The organism is Kocuria sp. SM24M-10 (assembly GCF_001027955.1).
Taxonomy (GTDB): domain Bacteria; phylum Actinomycetota; class Actinomycetes; order Actinomycetales; family Micrococcaceae; genus Kocuria; species Kocuria oceani.
In genome coordinates this window covers 34,506-56,553 of record NZ_LDNX01000120.1, presented here as the reverse complement: position 1 = coordinate 56,553, position 22,048 = coordinate 34,506, and the positions used below count along the sequence as shown (strand labels likewise).

Below are 22,048 nucleotides of genomic sequence, written 5' to 3'. Positions count from 1 at the left end.
CTTCCACGGCCGGACGACCGGCAGGTGACGCGGGGCCGACACCGGCACCCGGTTCCTCCGGGTGCGGACCGGACGGGAGCGCCTCTGCCGGGGACGGCCGACGCGGCTGTCGCGGAAACCGCCGCCGGGGCGCCCGCGGTGACAGACTGGCGCCATGTCACGTGCGTTCCTCCGGATCCTCGCCCAGCGGCGTCCCGCCTCCGCCCTGACCCCGGATGCCCCGCCGCGGGAGGAGCTGGAGGCCGTGCTCCGCGCGGCCGCCGGCCCGGCCGCCGCGGACCCCGGGCTCAGCTGGCGGGTGGCCGTGACCACGCGCCGCTCCGCGCCCGAGCTGGCGGCGGCGGCCGCGGGCATGCGCCGGGTGCCCACCATGAGCACGCCGTTCCCCCGGCTCAAGGGCAAGCAGCTGCGGCGGCTGGCGACGTTCCGGGGGTCGCTGCAGTGGGCGAGCACCGGGGGGCTGGGGTGCGCGCTGGTGTTCAGCCCCGACGACGCCCTGGGGGCGCCGCGCAAGGAGCAGCTCGCCGCCGCGCACGGGGCCCGCCCGCTGCTCGAGGCCGCCTTCTGGGGCGCGGGCTGGGCCACCGCCTGGGCGCCCCGTGACGGCGCGGACGAGGACGCGCTGCGCGCCTTCTACGGGCTGGGCTCCGACGAGAAGGTGCTCGGCTGGCTGTTCGTGGGGCGTCCGCCGCGGGGGGCCGCCGCGGCGCACGCGGCCACCCTTCCCGCGCCCGGTCCGCGGATCACCTACCACTGAGGCCACCGCCCGCCCCGGGGCGGGACAGCGGACACGGCGACGGCCCGGTCCCGTGAGGGGACCGGGCCGTCGCCGGTGGCGGAACCTGGGAACGAGGACCTAGTTGGAAGTCATCTCCCGGATGATCGCCAGGATGCGCAGGATCTCGATGTAGAGCCACACGAGGGTGACGGTCAGGCCGAAGGCCGCGGACCAGGCCATCTTCTCCGGGACGCCGACCTCGACACCGCGCTTGATGTTCTCGAAGTCGAGCACGAAGCTGTAGGCCGCCAGCAGGATGGCGATCGCGCCGATGGCCAGGCCCAGCCACGGGCCCAGGGGGCTGTCCGTGCGGATGTTGAAGCCGAACAGCAGGACGGCACCCAGGTTGACCAGGGCGAACACGACGTAGGCCATGAGGGCGACCATGAAGATCTTGGTCGCCCGTGCGGAGGCGCGCAGCTTGCCCGAGCGGAAGAGCACGAGCACGGAGCCGAACACCGCGAGGGTGCCGATCACGGCCTGGACCGCGATGCCCGGGTACATGCTCTCGAACATTCTCGAGATGCCGCCGAGGAACATGCCCTCGAACAGGCCGTAGGCCAGGATCAGCGCCGGCGAGGGCTGGCGCTTGAAGACGTTGACCATGGCCAGGACGAACCCGATCAGGGCGCCCGGCAGGGTCAGCACGGGCATGATCCAGCCGGCCAGCGCACCGACCACCACGGCGCCGAGCACCGTGGCGGTGCGCATGATGACGTCGTCGTAGGTCATCCGGCCGGTCTGGTTGGTGCCCGCCGCCGGAGCGTTGTACATCGAGTCCAGCCGGTCGGCGGAGTACGGGCCGGTCTGACCGTATCCGGCCTGGCCGTATCCGGGCTGCTGGTAGGGGGTCCCGTAGGAGCTCTGCCCGTACTGGGTCCCGTGGGACTGCTGGGCGCTGCCTGCGCCCTGCTTGGTGAAATCGCGGAGGAGCGGGTTCCCGCCGGCCATGTGTCGGTCCTTCCCTGGCACTGCTGTGCGTGATGTCCCTCAAGGGTAGCAACGCAGGCATCGTGGAAGCAGGGGAACGGCTGTGCTTAAGCCGAGGGCGTGGCGCGGACCGCGGTGCCTGCCCCCGCGGAGGGCACCGCGGGGGCGGGGCATTCCCCGCGCGCGGGGCCGGGCCCCCGCCCGCACCCTGCTCACCGTCCGGCCGGCGGCGCCGCTGGGCGGTGCCGCCGGCTCGGCGGCGCCGCCGATCAGGGGTAGAGGCCGCGGGTGAGGTGGGCGTCGGCGACCCGCTGGACCGCCGTGACGGTGGCGGCCTCGCGCAGGCTCAGTCCGCGCTCGCCGGCGACCTCGAGCACCTTGCCCCAGGCCGCGAGCATCCGGGCCTCCAGGCGGGCGTCGACCTCGGCCGCGGACCACCAGTAGGCCTGGTTGGACTGCACCCACTCGAAGTACGAGACGATCACCCCGCCGGCGTTGGCGAGGATGTCCGGGACCACCAGCACGCCGTTGGCGGCCAGGATCTCGTCGGCCGCGGCCGTGGTCGGCCCGTTGGCCCCCTCCACCACGACCGACGCGGCCACCTCGGCCGCGTTGCCGGCGTGCAGCACGCCCTCCACGGCGGCCGGCACCAGCAGGTCCACCTCCAGCCCCAGCAGCCGCTCGGCCGGGAGCGGGTCCGCGCCCCCGAAGCCGACCACGGAGCCGGTCGCGGCCACGTGCTGCTGCAGCGCGGGCACGTCCAGCCCGCCGGCGCGGTGGACCGCCCCGTACTGGTCCGAGGCCGCGACGACCTCCACCCCGGCCTCGGCGAGGAACAGGGCGGCCCCGGCACCGACCTTGCCGAAGCCCTGCACCGCGGCGGTGGCCCTGGCCGGGGCGATCCCCCGGTGGGCCAGGGCGGCCAGGGCGATGTGCACAACGCCGCGGGAGGTCGCCGCGGAGCGGCCCAGGGACCCGCCCACGGACACCGGCTTGCCGGTGACCACCCCGGGCACGGTGTAGCCCACGGACACGGAGTAGGTGTCCATCATCCAGGCCATGGTCTGCTCGTCGGTGCCGATGTCGGGGGCGGGGATGTCCCGCTCGGGGCCGATGATCGGCAGGATCTCGGAGGTGTAGCGGCGGGTGACCCGCTCCAGCTCGCCCCGGGAGTAGCGGCGGGGGTCGATCGTGATCCCGCCCTTGGCCCCGCCGTAGGGCACGTCCAGGAGCGCGCACTTCCAGGTCATCCACATCGCCAGGGCCCGCACCTCGTCCAGGTCCACGGCCGGGGAGAAGCGCAGCCCGCCCTTGGCGGGGCCGCGGGAGAAGTTGTGCTGCACCCGGTGGCCGGTCAGCACCTCCACGCTCCCGTCGTCACGGCGCAGCGGGATGGACACGGTCATCTCCCGGCGCGGCCGGGCCAGCAGGGCGTGCAGCCCGGTCTCGTAGCCGAGGGTGCGCACGGCCGCGGCCAGCTGGGCCTGGGCCTCGGCGAGCGGGCCGGTGCCCGCCGCCGCCTCCCCCGGGGCGTCGGCGGCGGGAGCGAGGACGGGGGTGGTCATGGGATCTCCTTCGATGCGGATGACGCGGCGCGGTACGGCCCGGTGCACGGACCGGTTCGCCGGGACGCCGGGGCGCAGGGCGGGGCGGGGGCCGACGGCGGAGCGGGGCCCCCGCGGACCCAGGTCCGCACGTCCCGACACTGCGAGACTAGGCTCACACCCGCGCGGCACAGTGCCGCTGTCCACCCCGCCCGATGTGCAGAGTGCCCACCGGTCGCGGGGGTGCGGCGGGTGCCGCCGGGCGTCCGGGACCGGCGGAGCCCACGCCGGCGCCCGGCCGGCTCTAGCCGTCGTGGACGCGGAGGGCGATCCAGAGGTCGGCCCGCAACTGAGGGTCGTCCAGGGAGCGGCCCAGGGCCTGCTCGACGGCCTGCAGCCGCTGCAGCATCGTGTTGCGGTGGATTCCCAGCTCGGCCGCCGCCTGCCGCCGGTTGCCGTTGTGGGCGAGGAAGGTCCGCAGCAGCCCCAGCAGCTGCTCGCCGCCCTCCCGGGCCCTGACCGGCGCCAGCAGGTCCCGGGCGAAGGCCCGCGCCGCCTCGGGCGGCAGGAGCCCGGCGAAGCCACCGGCCACCAGGTCGTCCCAGACCCCCACCCGGTGCCGGGCCGTGGTGCGCCCCAGCACGTCGAGGGCCTGGTGCTCGCTCGTGCCCGCGGCCTCCACGGGCGCGGCGCCGCCGACTCCGGCACGGGCGCCGGAGCGCTCGACGACCTCGCGCAGGGCCCGGAGCAGCTCCGGGTCGTCCTCCACCAGCACGGCGACGTCCGCCTCCCCGGCCCCGTCCTGCGCCGCGGCGCCCACCAGCGCCCGGTGGCCGGTGCGGTCGGCGAATCCCTCGATCCGCCGGGCCGCCTCCCGGACCGGCTCCGCGTCCCCGCGCAGGCGCACCACCCGCACCCTTCCGCACGAGCCGGCCCAGCCGCCGTCCTCGGCGACCGCCAGCAGGGCGTCCCCGGAGCGCACGTCGCCCCCCAGGACGAGGGCCAGGGCTCCGGCGCGGACCCGGCGCCGGAACAGGGCGCGCTCCCCCGCCCGCTCGGCGTGCAGGGAGAGCAGGGCCACGGCGGTGGTGATCGCCCCGGCCTGGGCCCGCTCCGCGGGCCGGGGCGTGACCACGACGAGGTAGGTGAGCGGCACGCCCTGCACGCCCAGCGGGTGGACCACGATGCTGCCCGCGGGCCCGGACTCGCTCAGCGACCCCCGCAGCCGCGCGGGACGGAGCCGGTCGACGAGCTCCTCCAGGCTCCGCCCCGTGGGCAGCTCCGGGACCACGGGCGCGGACCGGTGCGTGATCTCGGCGTCCGCGGTGCAGATCGCCGCCCAGCTCCCCTCGATGAGCCCGGCCAGGGACTCCAGGACCCGGGTGGATCCGTCGGCGCCCGTGGCGGCGCGCGTGAGCGTGCGCTGCATGGTGAGCATGGCCTCCAGGGCGGTGCGCTCCTGGGCGGCCCGCATCTCTGCCACGGCCTGGATCAGCTCCAGGAACGGCGTCTCCTCGGGCACGCTGAACAGGGTGAGGCCGGCCTCCCGGGCCGCCTCGACCAGCTGCTCCGGCACCTCGGGGTGGGACAGGCTGCGCCCGACGCCCATGCCGAGGGCCACGACCCCCTTCTCGGCGAGGCGGCGGGCGTAGCGCCCCCAGGAGGGCCGGTCGACCGGGCTGTTGAGCCCGGTGAACAGGACGATCTCCCCGCCGTTGAGATAGGGGGTGGGGTCGGCCAGCTCGCTGGTGGCCACCCAGCTCACGGGGGCGCCCGTGTCCCCCTCGACGACCATGCGCAGGCCCAGGCCGTCGAGCCCGAGCACCTGGGCGACCGTGATCACTGATGTGTCCTTCCGTGCCGGCCGGGAGGACGACGGCCGTGGCGGCGTCCCGCCCCCGGCCGCGGCGCGCCGGCCCGCACCGCTGCCGCCGAGACTATCGTGCCGGTCCGGGCGAGGGCGCGGCTCCCGGATCGGCTCGGCCGGCGTCTCGGCGGGCGGGGCCGTCCGGAACGGCCCCGCCCGGGATCGCCGTGGCAACAATTGTTGCTCCGCGGACAACGTGCTGACAGACTGTGCCGGGCATCACAGCCCGCAGCGCCGGCGGATTCCCGCCCGGCGCCGGTTCCTGCGAGAAAGGCCGCCCATGAAGATCGCCGTGCTCCAGGCCGAGGCCACGGTCCTCGACCTGGAGGCCAACCTCCGGGTCGTCGACGACGCCGCGCGGCGGGCCCGCCAGGACGGCGCGGACCTGCTGCTCACCCCGGAGCTGTTCCCGTGCGGCTACAGCCCCGAGCTGGTCCGGCAGCGGCTGACGGCCGAGGACCTGCGCCTGATCGCCGACCGCGCCGCCGCGATCGCCCGCCGCCACGGGATCGCCCTGGTCTACAGCGCCCCCCGGGAGGGCACGGGCGGGCGCTGGCACATCGCCGCCACGCTCCTCGACGACGCCGGGCGGGCCGTGCTGAGCTACGACAAGGTGCACCTGTTCGGAGAGGAGGAGCGGCGGGCCTTCACCCCCGCCGAGGACGCCCCGCAGGTGGTGGAGCACGGCGGCCTGCGGGTCTCGCTGCTGATCTGCTACGACGTGGAGTTCCCGGAGAGCGTGCGCGCCGCCTCGGACCAGGGCGCGGAGCTGCTGCTGGTCCCGACCGCCCTCGGCGCCGGGTTCGCCGCCGTGCCGAACATCCTCCTCCCGGCCCGCGCCCTCGAGAGCCAGGTGGTGATCGCCTACGCCAACCACTGCGGCACCGAGAGCGGGCTGGAGTTCGGCGGGGAGAGCGTGGTCGCCGGCGCCGACGGGAGCCTCCTCGCCCACGCCGGCACGGGCCCCGACCTGGTGCACGCCGTCGTGGACTCGGCCCTCGTGGCCGCCGCCCGCGAGCGCGTGCCCTATCTGCGGGACCGCCGCCCGGACCTGTACGGGCGCTGGGGCGGGCGCTCGGCCCGCTGAGGGACTACGGCGCCCCGGGCACGAACTGCAGGGCGATCAGCAGCTCCGCGCGCACGCGGGCGTCGTCGAGGTCCACGCCCAGCAGCTCGGCGACCTGCTGCACGTGCCGGCGCACGCTGTTGCGGTGCAGGCCGAGCCGGCGGCTGCAGGCGTCCCAGCTGCCGTGGGCGTCCAGCCAGCATCGCAGCGTGGCGAGCAGCAGCTCCCGCCGCTGCTCGGGCAGCTGCTCCAGCGGCGCGAGGAGCCGGTCCGCCACCAGCCGCCCCGACTCCGGGCCGAGCAGGCCCGCCACCGACCACGGAACGTCCTCCGCGCGCAGGCTCCCGCCGCCGGCCCGCAGCCTCCGGCGCAGGGCGGAGACCTCCTCGTGCGCGGCCCGCAGACCGGAGAGTCCCGCGGGCCGGCCGACGGCCACGACCCACCCCTGCGACTCGAGGTCCGTGACCAGCCGGCCGGGCACCGGCGAGCGGGTGACGGTGACGAAGCCGTACTCGGTGAGCTCCACGAGCCGGGTGTCGAACAGCCGGCGCAGCTGGAGCAGCTCGGGGAGCTCGTCGGGGACCAGCGGCGGCCACGGCCCGTCGTGGCCCTGCCCGCGGACCCCCTGCACCACCCGCACCGGCTCCCCCTCGGGGCCGGCGACGCTCTGCGCCAGCGCCCGCAGCACGGCGCGATCCCCGGGCCCCCCCGCCCCCAGCAGCAGGGCGGTGGCGAGGCGGCTCGGCGCCAGGTTGCCGACCGTGCGCTGACGCAGGAGCACTTCGAGCAGGCCGACGGCGACGGAGACCGCGGTGTGCTGGGCCGGGGAGAGCGCGGCGGACGCTCCGAGGACGAGCGTGCCGAGGTTGACGTCGCGCTCGCTGCGCAGGGGGTGGCCGACGACGACGGCCGCCCCGGGCTCGGCGAAGCTGGCCACCTCGACCCGCGGGCCGCTGCCGGCGAGGATCTTCTCCTGGAGGGGGCGCAGCTGCTCCTCGTCGAGGACGGGACGGCCCGCGGAGGCACTGATCCGCCCGTCGGCACCGGTGAGCACCGCCCACGCCCGGACCTCCGCGGCCAGCACCTCCAGGAGGGAGCTCTCCGGGGCGCCGGAGAGCACGGCCCTGAGCATCCGGCGGTTGGCCTGGACCAGTTGCCGCGCCATCCGGTCGTTCTCCGCCTCCAGCACGGCGGCGAACCTGCGGGTGACGGCGACGAACGGCGTGTGCTCCGCGACCCGCACCAGGGGCAGGCCGTGCTGCGCGCAGGCCGGGGCGAGCCCGGCGGGAAGAGCTTCGTGCACCGGGGAGACGCCCAGCCCCAGGGCGGTGACCCCGGCGGCGGCCAGCCGCGCGACGTAGTCGGCGACCTCCGCCGGCGACCGTCCGGCCAGCGGGACCCCGGCGGTGAGAAGAAGCTCCCCGCCCAGCAGGAAGGGCGTGGGATCCTCCAGCTCGCTGGTGGCCACCCAGCGCAGCGGCGGGGCCGACGCCCCCGCCCAGGAGGTCACCAGCTCCAGCTCCGCCGGCATCTGCGCCAGCAGGCGGTCCAGGGTCAGCTCCCCCCAGCCCTCCGTGGCGGCTGGTTCCCGCAGTGGTGCATTTCCGCTCATGCGAGGGAACTATAGGACACTTCGTCCCGCCTGAGATGCACGTCACATCCCTAGGGTGTGTGGTGCCCCGCAGGTCGTTCGTCGAAAGGGACGCCACCATGACCACAACACCCACCCTGCCGGACCGGCGGTCGCGCCCGGGCCTCCCGCTCGGCAGCCAGCTGGTCCGGCGCAAACCGCTGCACCAGATGGCGCGCGAGTCCGAGACCGCCAGCACCGGGCTCATCCGCAGCTTCGGGCTGCTGCAGCTGACCATGATCAGCGTGGGCGCCACGCTCGGAACGGGCATCTTCGTGGTGCTCGGGGACTCGGTGCCCCTCGCGGGGCCGGCGGTGTGGATCTCGTTCGTCATCGCCGGTGTGGCGGCCATGCTCTCGGCGCTCTCGTACGCGGAGATGGCCGGCGCCGTGCCCGTCTCCGGGTCCAGCTACTCCTACACCTACGCCACCATGGGCGAGGGCCTCGCCTGGATCTGCGGCTGGTGCCTGCTGCTGGAGTACGCCGTGTCCGTCGCCGCCATCGCCGTCGGCGCCGGGGAGTACCTCACCGAGATGGCCACGGCGTTCGGCGTCACCCTCCCGGAGGCCTTCGTGCAGCCGCCCGGGGACGGCGGTGTCTTCAACGTCCCCGCCGTCGCGGTCGTGCTGCTCGCCACGGTGGTCCTGATCCGGGGATCGCGCGAGAGCGCCTGGGTGAACACCGTGCTGGTGGTGCTCAAGATCGCCGTCCTGCTGTTCTTCGTGGCCGTGGCGTTCACGGCCTTCGACTCCCGCAACTTCGCCCCGCTGCTCCCGATGGGCACCGCCGGCGTCACCGCCGCGGCGTCCCGCCTGTTCTTCTCCTACATCGGCTTCGACGCCGCCTCCACCGCCGGGGACGAGGCCCGCGATCCGCAGCGGGACCTGCCGCGGGCCATCATCCTCTCCATGGCCCTGATCACCTCCCTGTACATCCTCGTCGCGGTGGCCGCCATCGGTGCCCGCCCGTGGCACTGGTTCGACGGCCAGGAGGCCGCCCTCGTGGGCGTCCTGCAGGAGATCACCGGACGCCCCTGGGTCTCGCTCGTCTTCGCCACGGGCGCCGTCGTGGCCATCGTGAGCATCGTGCTCGTCGTCCTCTACGGGCAGACGCGCATCCTGATGGCCATGTCCCGCGACGGTCTGGTGCCGCCCGTCTTCGGCCGGGTGTCGGCCCGCACGGGCACCCCGATCGCGAACACGCTGATCACGGGCGGCGTCATCGCCACCACGGCGGGGCTCGTGCCCCTGGGCGAGCTGGCCGACGCCACGAGCATCGGCACCCTCTTCGCCTTCAGCCTGGTCAGCCTCGCCGTGATCCACCTGCGCCGCACCCGCCCCGACCTGCCCCGGACCTTCCGGGTGCCGTTCTATCCGGTCACGCCGATCCTCGCCGTGCTCATGTGCGCCTTCCTCATGCTGAATCTGGGAGGCTCCACCTGGGTGGTGTTCGCCCTCTGGATGGCCGTCGGCGCCGGCGTGTACCTCGGCTACGGCCGCAGGCACTCGGCCGTGGCCGCCCTGACCGACAGTGAGTACGCGGAGGCCTCCGCCCCTGTGACCCCGACCCACGAGACCGTGAAGGACACCGCATGACCATCGCGACCGACATCAACCACTCCGGCGCCGGCGCCGCGCCGATCACCATGCTCAGCCCCGACTTCCCGTTCGGCTACGACACCTACCTCCAGCACCCGGCGGGACTGGGCAGCGTGCCCGAGGCCGCACTCGGCACGAAGGTCGCGGTGATCGGGGCGGGCCTGTCCGGGCTCGTGACGGCCTACGAGCTGATGAAGCTGGGCCTGCACCCCGTGGTGTACGAGGCGGGCGAGATCGGCGGGCGGCTCCGCACGGCCTCGTTCTCCGGCGCGCCGTCGGTGACCGCCGACCTGGGCGGGATGCGGTTCCCGGTCTCCGGCCGGGCCTTCTACCACTACGTCGACAAGCTGGGGCTGCGCACCGAGGCGTTCCCCAACCCCCTCTCCGAGGTCACCCCGAGCACGGTCATCGAGCTCGGCGGCCGGTCCCACTACGCCCGCACCCCCGACGAGCTGCCCGCGTTCTTCCAGGAGGTCGCCGACGCCTGGCACCACGCGGTCGACGACGGCGCCCAGTTCCTGCAGATGCAGGAGGCGATCAAGGCCCGCGACACCCGCCGGATCAAACAGCTCTGGAACGAGCTGGTCCGCGACCTCGACGAGCAGACCTTCTACGGGTTCATCGCCGCCAGCACGGCGTTCAAGGAGGCCGGTTTCGAGCACCGGGAGGCCTTCGGTCAGGTGGGCTTCGGCACGGGGGGCTGGGACACCGACTTCCCCAACTCCATCCTCGAGATCCTCCGGGTGGTCTACACCGACGCCGACGACGGTCACCGCAGCATCGCCGGCGGCGCCCAGCGGCTCCCCGAGGCGCTGTGGCACCACGCCCCGGAGGACATCGCCCACTGGCCCGCCGGGACGTCCCTCGCCTCGCTGCACCACGGCTCCCCCCGGGGCGCCGTGGCCCGGATCTCGCGCCCCGCCACCGCCGACGGCGGCGTCGGGGACCTGCGCATCGAGGAGAAGTGGGGGCGCGCCGCCGAGTACCGCGCGGTCGTGGCCACCTGCCAGTCCTGGCTGCTTTCCACGCGGATCCACACCGAGGAGGGACTCTTCCCCGCGCCGCTGTGGACCGCCATGGAGCGCTCGCACTACATGCAGTCCTCGAAGACGTTCGTGATGGTGGACCGCCCCTTCTGGAAGGACGTCGACCCGGCCACGGGGCGGGACACCCTGAGCATGACCCTGACCGACCGTCTGCCGCGCGCCACCTACCTCCTCGACGACGGCCCGGACCGGCCGGCCGTGATCCTCCTGTCCTACACCTGGAACGACGACGCCCTGAAGTGGCTCGCCCTCGACGCCGACGGCCGGGTGGAGCTGATGCTGCACTCCCTGAAGCAGATCTATCCGGACGTGGACATCGCCTCCCACATCGTCGGGGAGCCGATCACCGTCTCCTGGGAGGCCGACCCCAACTTCATGGGCGCCTTCAAGGCCAACCTGCCCGGCCACTACCGCTACCAGCAGCGCCTGTTCACCCACTTCGCGCAGGAGGGCCTCCCGGAGCACCAGCGCGGCATCTTCCTGGCCGGGGACGACATCTCCTTCACCGCCGGCTGGGCCGAGGGGGCGGTGACCACCGGCCTGAACGCCGTGTGGGGCGTCGTCCGGCACCTGGGCGGGGCGAGCGCCCCCGGCAACCCCGGGCCGGGAGACCTCCTCGACGAGCTCGGGCCGATCGCCCTGGACTGAGCACCACGCCCCGGCGGTCCCCCGGGCCGCCGGGGCGGCCCCACATCTGCGGACAGACAAGTGTTTGCTGGTGCACACATTCTGGTGGAGAACATCCCTCACCGCCGGAGGCCCACCATGCCCGACTCCTTCGTCTCGTGGGTGCTGCTGGCCGCCATCCCCGTGCTGCTCGTGGTCGGGGGCCTGTCCGCCCTGCACTGGAGCCGCTACATCGGCACGCTGACCCGGCTGCACCGATCCCGCAGCGGGGCGCAGGCCGCCCTGGCCCCGTCCACGGTGGCATGGCTGGAGCTGCGCGGGGAGCAGCAGTACCGCCGGGCCTACCGCCGCACGTGGGAGCTCGTGGGCGTGCTGACCCTGGGGCTGGCCGTGGCGCTGGCCGCCGGCTGAGCGGCCGGAGATCCCCGATGGTGCAGCTGCCCGGCGTCCTCGTGCTCTACGGATGCCTCGTCGTGGCCGCCTCCGTCGCCACGTCGGCGTGGAGCCTGGTCCAGGCCGGGCTGCACCGCTCCGGGCCCGGCCGGCGCCGGGCCCCCGGATCGCGGGCGGCCGCGGCCGCGCACCTGGACCGGGCCGTGGCCGGCGCGGGCCTGGCCGCGGCGACCGCCGCCCTCCCCCTCGGCCTCGGCCACGCCCAGCTGCTCTGCGCCCTGGTCTCCGCGTTCTGACCCCCCGGCGCCACACCGCACGGATCGGCCTGCGCCCCAGGTGGCGTCACACTTCGTGATGAAGCCGTGATCTCCGTTTAGATCTTTCCGCATGTATTTGCATGTGAGAACCTGTCTCGGGACCCCCACCCCCCAGGAGTACGCCCATGCAACGATCCACGCTCGCCCCTACCGTGTCCGCCCTCGCCCTGGCCCTCGTGCTGGCACCGCTGACCCCCGCAGCGGCCACCCCGGATCAGGCCGGATCGTCCCCGTCCGAGCAGCAGGTCCTCGCCGAGCAGCCCAGCCCGCTGCCGGAGGCGGCCAAGACCACCGACCGGGTGATCGTCAAGTACAAGGACGACGCCACCACCCAGGCCGCGCCGGTCGAGAGGCTCGTCGAGGAGGCCGCCGAGACGGCCGACGTCCCCGAAGCCGCCGAGGCCACCCGGGTGAACACCGTCGTGGACGGCGCCGCCGTCCTCGAGCTGGCCGAGGAGACCTCCACCGAGGAGGTGGAGAAGCTGGCGCAGGAGATCTCCGAGGACCCCGCCGTCGACTACGCCGAACCGGACCGGCGGGTGTTCACCGCCACGATCACCGGGACGACCGAGCAGCCCGAGCAGCTGGCGCAGGCCGCCGCCACCGCCTCCGACCCGTGGGCCGGCAGCATGTGGGCGCTGCGGCAGCTGCGCGCCTACGAGGCCTGGGACACCGCCACCGGCAGGGGCGTGAACATCGGCATCGTCGACACCGGCCTCGCCAGCCACCCGGATTTGGACGCAAAGGTCATCAACGACTACGACTTCGTCTCCTCCACGGCGCTGAGCAACGACGGCGACGGCCGCGACGCCGACGGGCGCGACCCGGGAACCTACTCGGCCTATGGGCAGTGCTACGCCGGCTCCGCGGCCACGAACTCCATCTGGCACGGCACCCACGTGGCCGGCTCGGCCGCCGCAGCGCGCAACACCTACGGCACCGTCGGCATCGCCCCCGACGCGAAGATCATCAATGCCCGGGCGCTGGGCGCCTGCGGCACGGGTTACGTCTCGGACATGGCCGCGGCCGTGTACTGGCTGGCCGGCGAGTCCGTGGTCGGCCCCGGCCGGATCGCGGATCGCGCCGACGTGATCAACATGTCCCTGTCCATGTGGGGCACCTGTCCGCCGCTGCTGCAGGACGCCATCAACACCGCCTGGAACCGCGGCATCCCCGTCGCCGTGGCCGCCGGGAACAACTCCACCTCGACCAAACCCCTCCCGGCGATGAACTACGCTCCCGGAAACTGCTACAACGTCATCACCACCGGGGCGATCGCCAACCTGGGCGCCTACGGCCCGACCAACACCGCGGCCGGGTACCCCCGGGCCCCGTACTCGAACGCCGGAACCGCCGTGGACATCTACGCCCCCGGCGACTACATCCACTCCGCCGGCAACACCGGCACCAGGGGCCCGGTCGCGGCCAGTACGCGCGTCGACTACGGCACCTCCATGGCCACCCCACACGTGGCGGGCACCCTGGCGCTGCTGAAGCAGAAGAACCCGACGCTGACCTCCGACCAGCTCAAGCAGAAGATCCTCGACTCCGGTGATCCCCAGGCGTCCCTGGGCGGGGCCAAGACGCTGAACACGCACGACGCGCTCTACATCACCAAGCCCGCCCTGACCGCGACTCCCGCCGCACCGGCTCCTACCGCCCCGGCGCCCAGCTACACCACCAAGGGCGCGATCGGCTCCCTCTACACCCGGATCAAGGCTCAGACCGGGGCCCCCACCTCCAACGAGAAGCCCATCGCCGGCGGCGTCTACCAGACCTTCACCAAGGGCACCATCTACTGGTCCCCCGCCACCGGGGCCTACTGGGTGCGCGGAGGCGTGGAGACCGCCTACAAGCGCCACGGCACCGCCAACGGGGTGCTGCGCTTCCCCCGCTCGGACGAGAGGTCCAACGGGATCGGCGGCGCCTACCAGCTGTTCCAGAACGGCAAGATCCTCTGGGGATCCGCCCACGGCGCCTACGCGCTCGAGGGCCCTGTGGGAGCGGCCTACGCCGCGCTGGGCAACGAGAGGGGAGTCCTCGGCTACCCGACCTCGGACAAGCGGGGCAACGGCGCCGGAGGCTTCTACCAGATCTTCCAGAAGGGCAAGATCGTGCAGGGTCCGCAGACCGGGGCCTACGCCGTCAAGGGAGCAATCCGCGGCGCCTACGATCGAGCAGGCTCCGAGAAGAACTCCCTGGGTTATCCCACCTCCGGGGAAACGCCGGACGGCACCGGCGGAGTTCAGCAGTTCTTCCAGAGAGGCCGGATCGTCTGGACCTCGGCTACCGGGGCACACGCGCTTCAGGGTTCGATCGCCGGACACCACGCCCGGTCCGGCGGCACGGCGGGGAGCTTCGGCTATCCGGTCTCAGACGAGACTCCGACCGGCACCGGCGGGGTGTACCAGGCCTTCCAGAGGGGCCGGATCTACTGGAGCCCGACCACCTACGCGCAGGAGATCAAGGGTTCGATCGGTAACACCTACCTCGCCCTGGGCGGGACCAGGAGCCGGCTGGGCTTCCCCCGGACGGGGGAGATCAGCCGCGCCGACGGCTCCGTGGTGCAGCACTTCCAGGGTGGATCGATCACCTGGCGCCCAGGGGGATCGACCCGGGTCGATTACCGCTGACCACGTCCAGACACACCGCAGCCCCGCATCCGTCCCACGGAGCGGGGCCGCGGTGTGTCCGGGATCGACGACCGGCCCACAGCCGCCTCGCGGATCCTGGCCATGGGCCCGCCCGGGCCCACGGAGCCTCCCGTTACCTTCGCCCCAGCTCCCTCGTCCAGCAGAATGGAGGAGTGCTGGCCGGTCGGTCCTCGGCATGATCGTTTGCCCCCCGGTCATCGATGATCCGGGGATGTTGTCACCGAGGACCGGTCCGGTGGTCACGGATCGCTGGTAGAGGCGCAACCTTCTTCTCGAAGACTGTCGTAACGTGGATGCCGAACGTCACCACTTTCCGGCCGGCCAGCAGCTCGTGCAGCAGCCAGTGCAGGAGGTAGGGAGCCGATCGTGTCGGAGCAACCGCTGCCGTCGGTCTTCGACGGTCTCGATATCGACTCGTCCGACCATCACGCCGTGGCCGTGACCTCGACCGGGAAGACGGTCCACGACAAGGCCCCAAGAAACGACGAGGCCCGGCTGCGGATCATCCTCATCGAACTGGCCGCTGCGCACGGTCCGGTGCTGATGGTCGTGGAACAACCGGCCACCATCGGGGTGCTGCCCGTGGTCGTGGACCAGGCAATGAAGCGAGTCTCCGTGGCGTATCTGCCGGGGCTGACCATGCGGCGGATCTGCACCCGGGCACGGCCACGACCGACGCCCGCGGCATGTTGATCATCGCCTAGACCGTCCGCATCAAGCGGCACGTCCTGCGTAGCGTCCGGGTGGACGAGGCCCTGACCGAGGAGGTCTTCGACGCCCTGGGGCAGCAGAGCGTGGTGGTCGCCGACGCCGAGGGCCGCCGCCTCCGTGATCCCGATCCTGGCAAAGCAGTTGACTGTGTCGATCCACCACCGCGCCACCGTGGACGCCGAGGTCGAGGCCTTGGAGGAGACCCACCCTCTTTCCGAGGTCCTGACCCCGATGCCCGGCATCGGAGCCAGGACCGCCGCGCGAATCTTCACCGAGGTCGTCGGCAAGTATGTCGCCGACGCCGGACACCTGGTCTCCTACGCCGGTGTCGCCCCCGGCATGAGGCGGTCGGGCACCTCGGTCCGCGGGGAGCACGCCACCAAGGGCGGGGACGAACGACTGAAGCGGCCCCTGCTCCTCTCGGCCTTCTCGCTCGGCCCTCAACTCTCGAGGGCTTACTACGACCGCAAGAGAGGCCAGGGCAAGCGCCACAACCGGGCGATCATCGCCCTGGCCCGCCGGGCCGACGTGCCCTTCGCGATGCTGCGCGACGACACCCTCTACCAGGACCCCGACGCACCTCAGAACTCGTCACCGGCGGCCCTGGCCGCTTGACGAGAACGACAGCGGCCCCCGGTGAGGCGCCGCCCACCGGGCGACAGACGTCGCTTCCCGAGGGCGGCACTCCGTCACCGGGGCGAGGACGCTTCTCCCGGGAAGGAACCCCGCGGCGTCGGCATGATGTGCAGGCCCAGCGGCACGGGCTCGTCCGGCCCCTCGGAGGACCGCGCGCCCCGGCTCACACCAGAGGCACCAGGCCGGACCGCAGCAGCGGCAGCCCGCGCACCGTGAGGAACTGCTCGATCGTGGTCACCGACGGCGACGTGCGGTCCTCCTCTGCGTCCCACACTGCCTCGCACTCGTCGCAGAACTGGACGATCTCCTGCGTGGCGGTCACCCGGTAGCGGGCCACCGTGCCCCAGTCGCACTCGGTGCACTCGTTGGACTCCATGCCAGCGCACTCCTTCGGGCCGTCCCGGCCGGTCCCGGGAGGTCGTCGATGGACCGAGGACCCCACTGCACCGGTGCATCGGTGCGCTCGCGAGGCCCTCGATGGATCAGATTGTGCACCCGGACGCCCCCGTCACGGAAGAGCCCCGCCCCGCCCACCGCAGCCCCGGTCCGCGCACGGCCGGGAAGCGGAACACGCCGATCCGCAGTAAGGTCACCCCCATGGTGGACCAGCCGTACGAGATGATGGACGCGCGACAGGCCGCTGACGCGCTCGACGCCTATCTGGCCGAACGCGACCCGGCGCTGCGGCGTCTGCGCGGTGCCCTCGCGGACGGCGGCCTGGACCCCGACGAGACGCTCGACAGGTCGGTCTACTCCGTCTCCCCGCTGTGGGCCTGGATCACCGCACGGATCACCGAGCTCGGGGTGGACCCGCATGTGCTCGCCGAGGATCCGACCCGGCCCGGCTGGCCGTCCTGGGCACGGCATGGCCGGCTCGTGGACCCGCACCCACCGGCCGAGACGATCGCGCTGGTCGACGGCTTCGCCTCCTACCTCGGCCGGCTGATCGACGCCGCGGCCCCCGACGCGGCCTGGCAGGTCGGGGAACATCTCCTCGCCGACCACCCGCTGCTCAACTATCCCGTGCTCGCCACCGATCACCACCAGATCTTCCTGCCCGCCCTCCCGCTCTACAGCGCCTACCAGTCCGCTCACGGCCGGTCCCCCATGAGCGGGACGGAGATGCTCGCCCACACCCGCCGCACGATCGACGCCCTGAACGGAGAGGGCCCGGAGGCCGCCGCCATCGAGGAGCCTCTGGTGACGGTGGTCGCCGAGATCGACTGCTTCGACGTCGGCCTGCGCGAGGACATCCCCGCCGACCATCCGCAGATCGTGCCGCAGCTGATCGACGAGCTGTGCGCCCGGGACGGCGTCGAGTCCGTCCACCGCTACGGGCCCGCCGCCCTGGTCGTCGACGTCCCCGACTGGGACGAGCTGCGCCTCAAGCTGTGGTGCACCCTGTGGCTGCAGCGCCACCTGCCGCGCTGACCCGACGCGGAACTGTCAGCCGCAGGTGCCGTGGAGGCCGGGAACCGCCCCGGCACCGCGCGCTGCCGCGCGCTTCCGGGAACGGTGGGCACGTGTACGCGTGAGTCCTGCCGTGGGGCGCCGGGGCGTGGCCGGGCACGGCCGGCGTCACGATGTGGTCGACGGTCACGGACCGGTGGCGATCGCGTCGAAAGGCTTGGAGACGCCCGCATGCGGTGCCTAGCCTCGGAGACAGCACTTCCCGGAGAGCAAGGACCAGGAGTGGAGGCCGTCATGAACGACACGCACACATCCGTCGTGGGGCCCGTGCCCGGCGCGGGCGATGAGCGGCGGGAGGCGGTCACGCGCGCCCTCGCGGCCCTCAACGCCCACGACGCCGCGGGCTTCGCTGCGACCTTCAGCCACGACGCGATCGTCTACACCCCCGCCGCACCCGGACCGTTGCAGGGCCGGGAGGCCATCGAGGAGGACACCCGCGGATGGATCAGCGCCATGCCGGACATGACGCTCGAACTCGAGGAACTGCTCGAGGACGGATCCACGAACGTGCTCCGGCTGATTTTCGTGGGCACCCACACCGGGCCTCTGTCGATGCCGACCGGGGAGATGCCGGCGAACGGACGCCGCGTCTCGGTCCCCATGGCGGTCTTCGACCGGCTCGGGGAGGACGGTCTGACCGCGGAGGAGCAACGCTACCTGGACATCATGGACCTGGCCCATCAGCTCGGCCTGGTCTGATCCGCCGCCCCTGCAGCACCGCCCCGGTACGACCGCTCCAGAGTCCTCGCCCCCGCCGCGGTGGGGCGCGGGACGCCGGGCCCGACCGGTCGGGGTCGGTCAGCGCGGATTCGCGCGTCCGGCGGTCGTGGGCCCGGCCCAGGTCTTCGCCCGCGCCCGGGCCAGCTTCTCCGTCTGCCGCAGGTCGACCGCGACGCCGGCCACCCCGGTCAGCAGGGCGGCGGTGATGAACTCGATCTCGGCGAAGTAGACGGCCGCGCAGAACAGGACGGCGGTCAGCACGGCCAGTCCCGCGCGGGTGGCCGTCCGCGCCGCCGCGGCTCTCTCGTACGGGCTGCGCGTCGTCGGTGTGCTCATAGTGCCCGAGCCTGCCACCGCCTCCTGTGCTGCACCTGGGTCGAAGCCGGGAGCGCCCCGCCGGGCGCGGTCGTCTGGGCCTGCGACGCGCCGACTTGCGGCAGCCCGCCGCGGCGGTGGTCGTCACGGCCGGTCCTGGGAGGCCAGGGTGTCGTCGAGCCAGTCCAGGACGCGGCGGTTGAGCAGGGACCGGTTCCGCATCTCGCAGTGCTCGCCGGCTCCTTTGGCCGCGGCGAACTCCAGCACCGTGGTCGGAGCCGACAGCGCGGCGGCGAAGTCGGCCACCCCGGCGGCCAGGGGATCGTTCTCCGCGCGGGTCAGCAGCCCCGGGCAGCGGATCCCGGCGACGCGATCGCGCAGGGTGAACCGAAGGGTCTGGGTGAGGAAGCCGCGCAGGTCGGTGACCCCGTTGGCCCAGAATCCGCGCCGGAGCACTCCCCAGGCCAGTCCGGGGTCGGCGCGCACGGTCTCGATGACCCGATCCAGCACGGCGTCGTCGAGCAGGGCCGGGTCCGCGACCTGGTGCGGGGTGGCTCCGAAGCGCTGGAGGAGAGCGCGCACCGGCACGCCCAGGTCCCACTGACCCGGGTCGGCGATGCAGGCGGCGATCCGGGTGTCCCCGGAGGCGGCGCGCGGGGCGAGGTATCCGCCCAGGCTCCAGCCGCTGACCACGATCCGGTCCCGGTCCACGATCGCCGATTCCAGGGCGTGATAGATCACCGCGGCGACGACCACCTCCCAGTCCGGGCGCAGCGGCACCCCTTGCTCGTAGAGCACCCCGCCCTGTCCGGGTCCGTCGAAGAGCAGACAGTGGTAGCCCCGGCCCAGCGCGGCGACCGCGGAGGCGAAGTACATGTCGGTGATGGTCGCATCGTAGCCGTTGACGAGGATCAGCAGCGGACGCACCTCGATCTCGTGGCCCGGTGCGGGGATGAGGTAGACGGGCATCCGCACCGATCCGCGCGCCGGGTCGGGCAGGAGGACCTCGGTGGGGCGGACCGGGGTCCGGCGCAGCGCTATGGCGCGGTCGAAGGCCCGGACCTGTGCCCGGTAGGCGTGCAGCAGACGAGGATCCACCGGGGTGCCGTAGAGCGGGTGATAGGCACTGGCGTAGAAGGCGCTGGCCCGCAGGTACAGCTCCTCCGCGCTCGACCGGTGCCCGGCCGCCGCTGCGGTCCCGGCCTCGGCGGCGGCCCGGTCCCCGGCGGCGACCCAGGCGTCGTAGAACGCCCCGTCGTCGCCCTCGCCCACCTGTGCGGCCACCGCGGCGACGTCGCCGTAGTCACCACCGCCGTAAGGGGTGTAGCCCAGCATCCAGGTGCCGAACTCGTCGTGCATCGCATCGGCGAACAACCGGCCGGAGGCGTCACCCCGGGCATCAGCGGCGCACCGGCCGCATCCCGAGGAGGGTTCCCCCGAACCGAGCGGGGGTATGGTCATGCCCATGGGGGACCTGCTCTACGAGCTGATGGACGCCCGGCAGGCAGCGGACGCGCTGGACGCCTACCTGGCCGAACGCACCGGTGGGTTGCGCCGGCTGAGCGGGACCCTGACCGGCGCCGGTCTGGATCCCGAAGAGATGCTCGAGGGCTCCGTTTACTCGATCTCCCCCTTGTGGGCGTGGATCAGTGCCCGGGCCATCGAGCTCGGGACCGCCCCGACGTCCCTGACCGAGGACCCCACCCGCCCCACCTGGCCGTCCTGGGCCCGGCACGGCCGACTGGTGGATCCGCACCCGCCGGCGGAGACCATCCTCCTGGTGGACGGCTTCGTGTCCTACCTCGGACAGATCCTGCGCACTGCCGTGCCCGAGGCGACCTGGGGCGTCGGAGAGCACCTGATCGGTGACCACCCGCTGCACAACCGGCCGGTGCTCGCCGCCGGTCACCACCAGATCTTCCTGCCCGCCTTCCCGCTCTACGGCGCCTACCAGTCAGCCCACGGGAGGTCCCCGCTGTCCGGGACGGAGATGCTCGATCACACCCGACGCACCATCGACGCCCTGCACGGACTGGGCCCGGAGGCCACCGACCTCCAGGAGCCGATGGTGACGGTGGTCGCCGAGGTCGACTGCTTCGACGTCGGCCTGCGCGAGGACATCGCCGCGCACCCCGGGCTGGTGGAACAGCTGATCGCCGAGCTCGCCGACCGCGACGGTGTCGTGGCGGTGCACCGCTACGGACCCACCGCACTCACTGTCGACTTCCCCGACTGGGACGAACTCCAACTGAAGCTGTGGTGCACCCTGTGGTTGGAACGCCATCTGCCGCGCTGAACCGCCGGCTGGTCGCCGGGGCGGTGGTCACCGTGGCCGTGCTCGTGGCCGTGCGATCCAGCTCCCCGGCGCAGCGCACACACGTCCGCACCACCATCGGGCGCCGCCCGTAGAGTCCGCCTCATGGCGATGACGCACTACCTGAAGATGACCAGGCGCCAGGCCGCCCACGCCCTGGAGGAGTACTTGTCCGAACGCCCCGCGGCACTGGCCCGGCTGCGCGAGGAACTCGCCATCGACGGCCTGGACCCGGACGCCCTGCTGGACGGGACCCCGCAGTCCCTCACCCCGCTGTGGGTATGGGTCGCCAGCCGCATCATGACCCTGGAGGACGAGGACGTCCCCTGGGTGCTCAAGAGCTCACTCGGCGCCTCGGAAACCTATCCTCCGAACCTGGTCGCCGTCGAAGCCAACCGGCTGCGCCGCGCATGGGCCCACTGCGCGAGGACGAGATGACCGAGTACGCGACCACCGTCATCACCGAGCTGCGCGGGAAGAACGAGCCGGTCCCCGTGGTGGACGAGCCGCTCGTGGAGGTCGGGGCCGACGGCGACGAAGAAGTCTTCGACGTCGGACTGCACGAGGAGATCGCCCACGAGCACTCACACACGGTGAACCGGTTGGTCAAGGAGCTTGCCACCCAGCCCGGCGTCGTCTCGGCCCACCGGGAGGACCGGGAGGTGGTGCTGGTGCGCGCCCCGGACTGGGACGCCCACCAGCTCGAGCAGTGGGTCCTCGACTGGCTGAAGGCGCGGATCCCCGAATTGGGCTGAGCCCCACGGGCCGCGCACTGCACATCTCCGACCGCACCGTCTGACGCCCGGTCATCACCTCACGGTCGCCGCCGCGACCACCGTGGAGCTCACGCCCCGATGCGTCATCCCCGCTCCCTCGCAGCTGCACGACCTCCGCCCGACCGAGCTCGCCGGCGTCGCGAGCACCACGATCCACCCGCACGGGAGCTACGAGGCGCTGGCCTTCACTGTCAACGACCTCACCGGGGTCGGCCTCTCCGGCGCCGACTTCGGCGACTGCTCCTCCACCGCCCTGAACACGCTCCCCGATCAGGGCTCCAGCCGCCCACGCCGTCCGCTCCCCTACCGTTGGGACATGGATCTCGTTTCGACGTTCCCGGGTGCGGCTATCGCCTCTGTCTTCTGGATCGCGGTCAGCCCGTCCCGCCGCCGCGTAGAAGCCAGCCACCGTGCAGAGGAGAAGTGATGACCACGTCCATCTGCAGTGACCAGGCCAGCCGTTGAGTCCGGCCCGGTTCCACGACGACTGGATCCACGCTCCGAGCATCATGACTTGGATCGGGTTGTTGATCGCGGTTGGCCTCGGTCTGTCGACCTACCTGTTCGAGGGTCTCGCCATGAAGTGAGCTGTCGCCGTGACGCAGTACGTGGCGGCTTCCCTTCTCGGCTGGTGGTGGGTGCGCCGGCGCGCTGTC

General features: G+C 73.0%; 20 protein-coding genes and 1 pseudogene. 14 read left to right on the top strand and 7 right to left on the bottom strand.

The features are described from left to right. The first annotated feature begins 154 nt into the window (after positions 1–154). The gene (locus ABL57_RS13880) at positions 155–757 is read left to right on the top strand and encodes a hypothetical protein (RefSeq protein WP_053004976.1); all 603 of its coding nucleotides are present in this window, start codon (positions 155–157) and stop codon (positions 755–757) included. A 99-nt stretch (positions 758–856) separates the two neighbouring features. Here the strand turns inward: ABL57_RS13880 and ABL57_RS13875 are convergent, their stop codons facing one another. The 3 genes from ABL57_RS13875 to ABL57_RS13865 all read right to left on the bottom strand — a co-directional run bounded on the left by ABL57_RS13875 (position 857) and on the right by ABL57_RS13865 (position 5,095). After that, on the bottom strand, positions 857–1,729 hold the full coding sequence (locus ABL57_RS13875; RefSeq protein WP_047804065.1) for a Bax inhibitor-1/YccA family protein: 873 nt from the start codon (positions 1,727–1,729) through the stop codon (positions 857–859). 248 nt (positions 1,730–1,977) lie between these two features. Next, a complete protein-coding gene (locus tag ABL57_RS13870) occupies positions 1,978–3,273 on the bottom strand; it encodes a Glu/Leu/Phe/Val dehydrogenase (protein WP_047804064.1) in 1,296 nt (431 codons plus the stop codon). A 283-nt stretch (positions 3,274–3,556) separates the two neighbouring features. Beyond that, on the bottom strand, positions 3,557–5,095 hold the full coding sequence (locus ABL57_RS13865) for a PucR family transcriptional regulator (RefSeq protein ID WP_047804063.1): 1,539 nt from the start codon (positions 5,093–5,095) through the stop codon (positions 3,557–3,559). A 304-nt stretch (positions 5,096–5,399) separates the two neighbouring features. Here ABL57_RS13865 and ABL57_RS13860 point away from each other — a divergent pair, with 304 nt between their 5' ends. Further along, positions 5,400–6,206, top strand: coding sequence for a carbon-nitrogen hydrolase family protein (locus ABL57_RS13860; protein WP_047804062.1), 807 nt, complete (start codon positions 5,400–5,402; stop codon positions 6,204–6,206). A gap of 4 nt (positions 6,207–6,210) precedes the next feature. On the opposite strand, the gene ABL57_RS13855 is transcribed toward ABL57_RS13860, so the two are convergent. Then, complete coding sequence (locus ABL57_RS13855; RefSeq protein ID WP_047804061.1) at positions 6,211–7,797, bottom strand: PucR family transcriptional regulator; 1,587 nt, start codon at positions 7,795–7,797, stop codon at positions 6,211–6,213. A 98-nt stretch (positions 7,798–7,895) separates the two neighbouring features. Here ABL57_RS13855 and ABL57_RS13850 point away from each other — a divergent pair, with 98 nt between their 5' ends. The 6 genes and pseudogenes from ABL57_RS13850 to ABL57_RS13825 all read left to right on the top strand — a co-directional run bounded on the left by ABL57_RS13850 (position 7,896) and on the right by ABL57_RS13825 (position 15,776). Beyond that, complete coding sequence (locus tag ABL57_RS13850; protein ID WP_047804060.1) at positions 7,896–9,410, top strand: amino acid permease; 1,515 nt, start codon at positions 7,896–7,898, stop codon at positions 9,408–9,410. Then, positions 9,407–11,107 (top strand): NAD(P)/FAD-dependent oxidoreductase, encoded by a 1,701-nt coding sequence (locus tag ABL57_RS13845; RefSeq protein ID WP_047804059.1) that lies wholly within the window; start codon positions 9,407–9,409, stop codon positions 11,105–11,107. Before ABL57_RS13850 ends, ABL57_RS13845 begins: the two co-directional genes overlap by 4 nt. Before the next feature lie 117 nt (positions 11,108–11,224). Continuing rightward, complete coding sequence (locus ABL57_RS13840; RefSeq protein ID WP_047804058.1) at positions 11,225–11,497, top strand: hypothetical protein; 273 nt, start codon at positions 11,225–11,227, stop codon at positions 11,495–11,497. 17 nt (positions 11,498–11,514) lie between these two features. Beyond that, on the top strand, positions 11,515–11,775 hold the full coding sequence (locus tag ABL57_RS13835; RefSeq protein ID WP_047804057.1) for a hypothetical protein: 261 nt from the start codon (positions 11,515–11,517) through the stop codon (positions 11,773–11,775). A gap of 146 nt (positions 11,776–11,921) precedes the next feature. Then, positions 11,922–14,429, top strand: coding sequence for a S8 family serine peptidase (locus ABL57_RS20830; RefSeq protein ID WP_152683402.1), 2,508 nt, complete (start codon positions 11,922–11,924; stop codon positions 14,427–14,429). Between the two features lie 402 nt (positions 14,430–14,831). Next, positions 14,832–15,776 (top strand): annotated as a pseudogene (locus tag ABL57_RS13825) (transposase). Positions 15,777–15,960: 184 nt separating this feature from the next. Here ABL57_RS13825 and ABL57_RS13820 read toward each other — a convergent pair. Then, positions 15,961–16,173, bottom strand: a complete 213-nt coding sequence (locus tag ABL57_RS13820) for a hypothetical protein (protein ID WP_047804056.1) — start codon at positions 16,171–16,173, stop codon at positions 15,961–15,963. Positions 16,174–16,394: 221 nt separating this feature from the next. Here ABL57_RS13820 and ABL57_RS13815 point away from each other — a divergent pair, with 221 nt between their 5' ends. Then, positions 16,395–17,228, top strand: a complete 834-nt coding sequence (locus ABL57_RS13815) for a hypothetical protein (RefSeq protein WP_082157456.1) — start codon at positions 16,395–16,397, stop codon at positions 17,226–17,228. 273 nt (positions 17,229–17,501) lie between these two features. Continuing rightward, positions 17,502–17,966, top strand: a complete 465-nt coding sequence (locus ABL57_RS13810) for an ester cyclase (RefSeq protein WP_160310801.1) — start codon at positions 17,502–17,504, stop codon at positions 17,964–17,966. Between the two features lie 99 nt (positions 17,967–18,065). Here the strand turns inward: ABL57_RS13810 and ABL57_RS13805 are convergent, their stop codons facing one another. Together ABL57_RS13805 and ABL57_RS13800 are read right to left on the bottom strand one after the other, a co-directional pair. After that, complete coding sequence (locus tag ABL57_RS13805) at positions 18,066–18,323, bottom strand: hypothetical protein (RefSeq protein ID WP_047804053.1); 258 nt, start codon at positions 18,321–18,323, stop codon at positions 18,066–18,068. Positions 18,324–18,446: 123 nt separating this feature from the next. Further along, entirely contained in the window at positions 18,447–19,661 is a 1,215-nt protein-coding gene (locus ABL57_RS13800; RefSeq protein ID WP_047804052.1) for an alpha/beta hydrolase, read from the bottom strand. Positions 19,662–19,767: 106 nt separating this feature from the next. Here ABL57_RS13800 and ABL57_RS13795 point away from each other — a divergent pair, with 106 nt between their 5' ends. The 4 genes from ABL57_RS13795 to ABL57_RS13785 all read left to right on the top strand — a co-directional run bounded on the left by ABL57_RS13795 (position 19,768) and on the right by ABL57_RS13785 (position 21,819). Continuing rightward, positions 19,768–20,598, top strand: a complete 831-nt coding sequence (locus ABL57_RS13795) for a hypothetical protein (protein ID WP_082157455.1) — start codon at positions 19,768–19,770, stop codon at positions 20,596–20,598. A 123-nt stretch (positions 20,599–20,721) separates the two neighbouring features. Further along, positions 20,722–21,054: a hypothetical protein gene (locus tag ABL57_RS20825; RefSeq protein ID WP_053004974.1), complete on the top strand. Its 333-nt coding sequence runs from the start codon at positions 20,722–20,724 to the stop codon at positions 21,052–21,054. After that, positions 21,051–21,371 carry a hypothetical protein gene (locus ABL57_RS22410; protein ID WP_053004973.1) on the top strand — a complete coding sequence of 107 codons (321 nt, stop codon included), beginning with the start codon at positions 21,051–21,053 and terminating at the stop codon, positions 21,369–21,371. Before ABL57_RS20825 ends, ABL57_RS22410 begins: the two co-directional genes overlap by 4 nt. Before the next feature lie 82 nt (positions 21,372–21,453). Continuing rightward, a complete protein-coding gene (locus ABL57_RS13785) occupies positions 21,454–21,819 on the top strand; it encodes a hypothetical protein (RefSeq protein WP_047804049.1) in 366 nt (121 codons plus the stop codon). Positions 21,820–22,048: the final 229 nt, after the last annotated feature.

What these genes read in the sequence shown, in the direction of transcription:
- ABL57_RS13880 (WP_053004976.1), top strand. Translation starts at nt 155, where the DNA reads ATGTCACGTGCGTTCCTCCGGATCCTCGCCCAGCGGCGTCCCGCCTCC.
- ABL57_RS13795 (WP_082157455.1), top strand. Translation starts at nt 19,768, where the DNA reads ATGGGGGACCTGCTCTACGAGCTGATGGACGCCCGGCAGGCAGCGGAC.
- ABL57_RS13835 (WP_047804057.1), top strand. Translation starts at nt 11,515, where the DNA reads ATGGTGCAGCTGCCCGGCGTCCTCGTGCTCTACGGATGCCTCGTCGTG.
- ABL57_RS13860 (WP_047804062.1), top strand. Translation starts at nt 5,400, where the DNA reads ATGAAGATCGCCGTGCTCCAGGCCGAGGCCACGGTCCTCGACCTGGAG.
- ABL57_RS20825 (WP_053004974.1), top strand. Translation starts at nt 20,722, where the DNA reads ATGGCGATGACGCACTACCTGAAGATGACCAGGCGCCAGGCCGCCCAC.
- ABL57_RS13800 (WP_047804052.1), bottom strand. Translation starts at nt 19,661, where the DNA reads ATGCACGACGAGTTCGGCACCTGGATGCTGGGCTACACCCCTTACGGC.
- ABL57_RS13870 (WP_047804064.1), bottom strand. Translation starts at nt 3,273, where the DNA reads ATGACCACCCCCGTCCTCGCTCCCGCCGCCGACGCCCCGGGGGAGGCG.
- ABL57_RS13840 (WP_047804058.1), top strand. Translation starts at nt 11,225, where the DNA reads ATGCCCGACTCCTTCGTCTCGTGGGTGCTGCTGGCCGCCATCCCCGTG.
- ABL57_RS13805 (WP_047804053.1), bottom strand. Translation starts at nt 18,323, where the DNA reads ATGAGCACACCGACGACGCGCAGCCCGTACGAGAGAGCCGCGGCGGCG.
- ABL57_RS13845 (WP_047804059.1), top strand. Translation starts at nt 9,407, where the DNA reads ATGACCATCGCGACCGACATCAACCACTCCGGCGCCGGCGCCGCGCCG.
- ABL57_RS13875 (WP_047804065.1), bottom strand. Translation starts at nt 1,729, where the DNA reads ATGGCCGGCGGGAACCCGCTCCTCCGCGATTTCACCAAGCAGGGCGCA.
- ABL57_RS13810 (WP_160310801.1), top strand. Translation starts at nt 17,502, where the DNA reads ATGAACGACACGCACACATCCGTCGTGGGGCCCGTGCCCGGCGCGGGC.
- ABL57_RS13820 (WP_047804056.1), bottom strand. Translation starts at nt 16,173, where the DNA reads ATGGAGTCCAACGAGTGCACCGAGTGCGACTGGGGCACGGTGGCCCGC.
- ABL57_RS22410 (WP_053004973.1), top strand. Translation starts at nt 21,051, where the DNA reads ATGACCGAGTACGCGACCACCGTCATCACCGAGCTGCGCGGGAAGAAC.
- ABL57_RS13855 (WP_047804061.1), bottom strand. Translation starts at nt 7,797, where the DNA reads ATGAGCGGAAATGCACCACTGCGGGAACCAGCCGCCACGGAGGGCTGG.
- ABL57_RS13850 (WP_047804060.1), top strand. Translation starts at nt 7,896, where the DNA reads ATGACCACAACACCCACCCTGCCGGACCGGCGGTCGCGCCCGGGCCTC.
- ABL57_RS20830 (WP_152683402.1), top strand. Translation starts at nt 11,922, where the DNA reads ATGCAACGATCCACGCTCGCCCCTACCGTGTCCGCCCTCGCCCTGGCC.
- ABL57_RS13815 (WP_082157456.1), top strand. Translation starts at nt 16,395, where the DNA reads ATGGTGGACCAGCCGTACGAGATGATGGACGCGCGACAGGCCGCTGAC.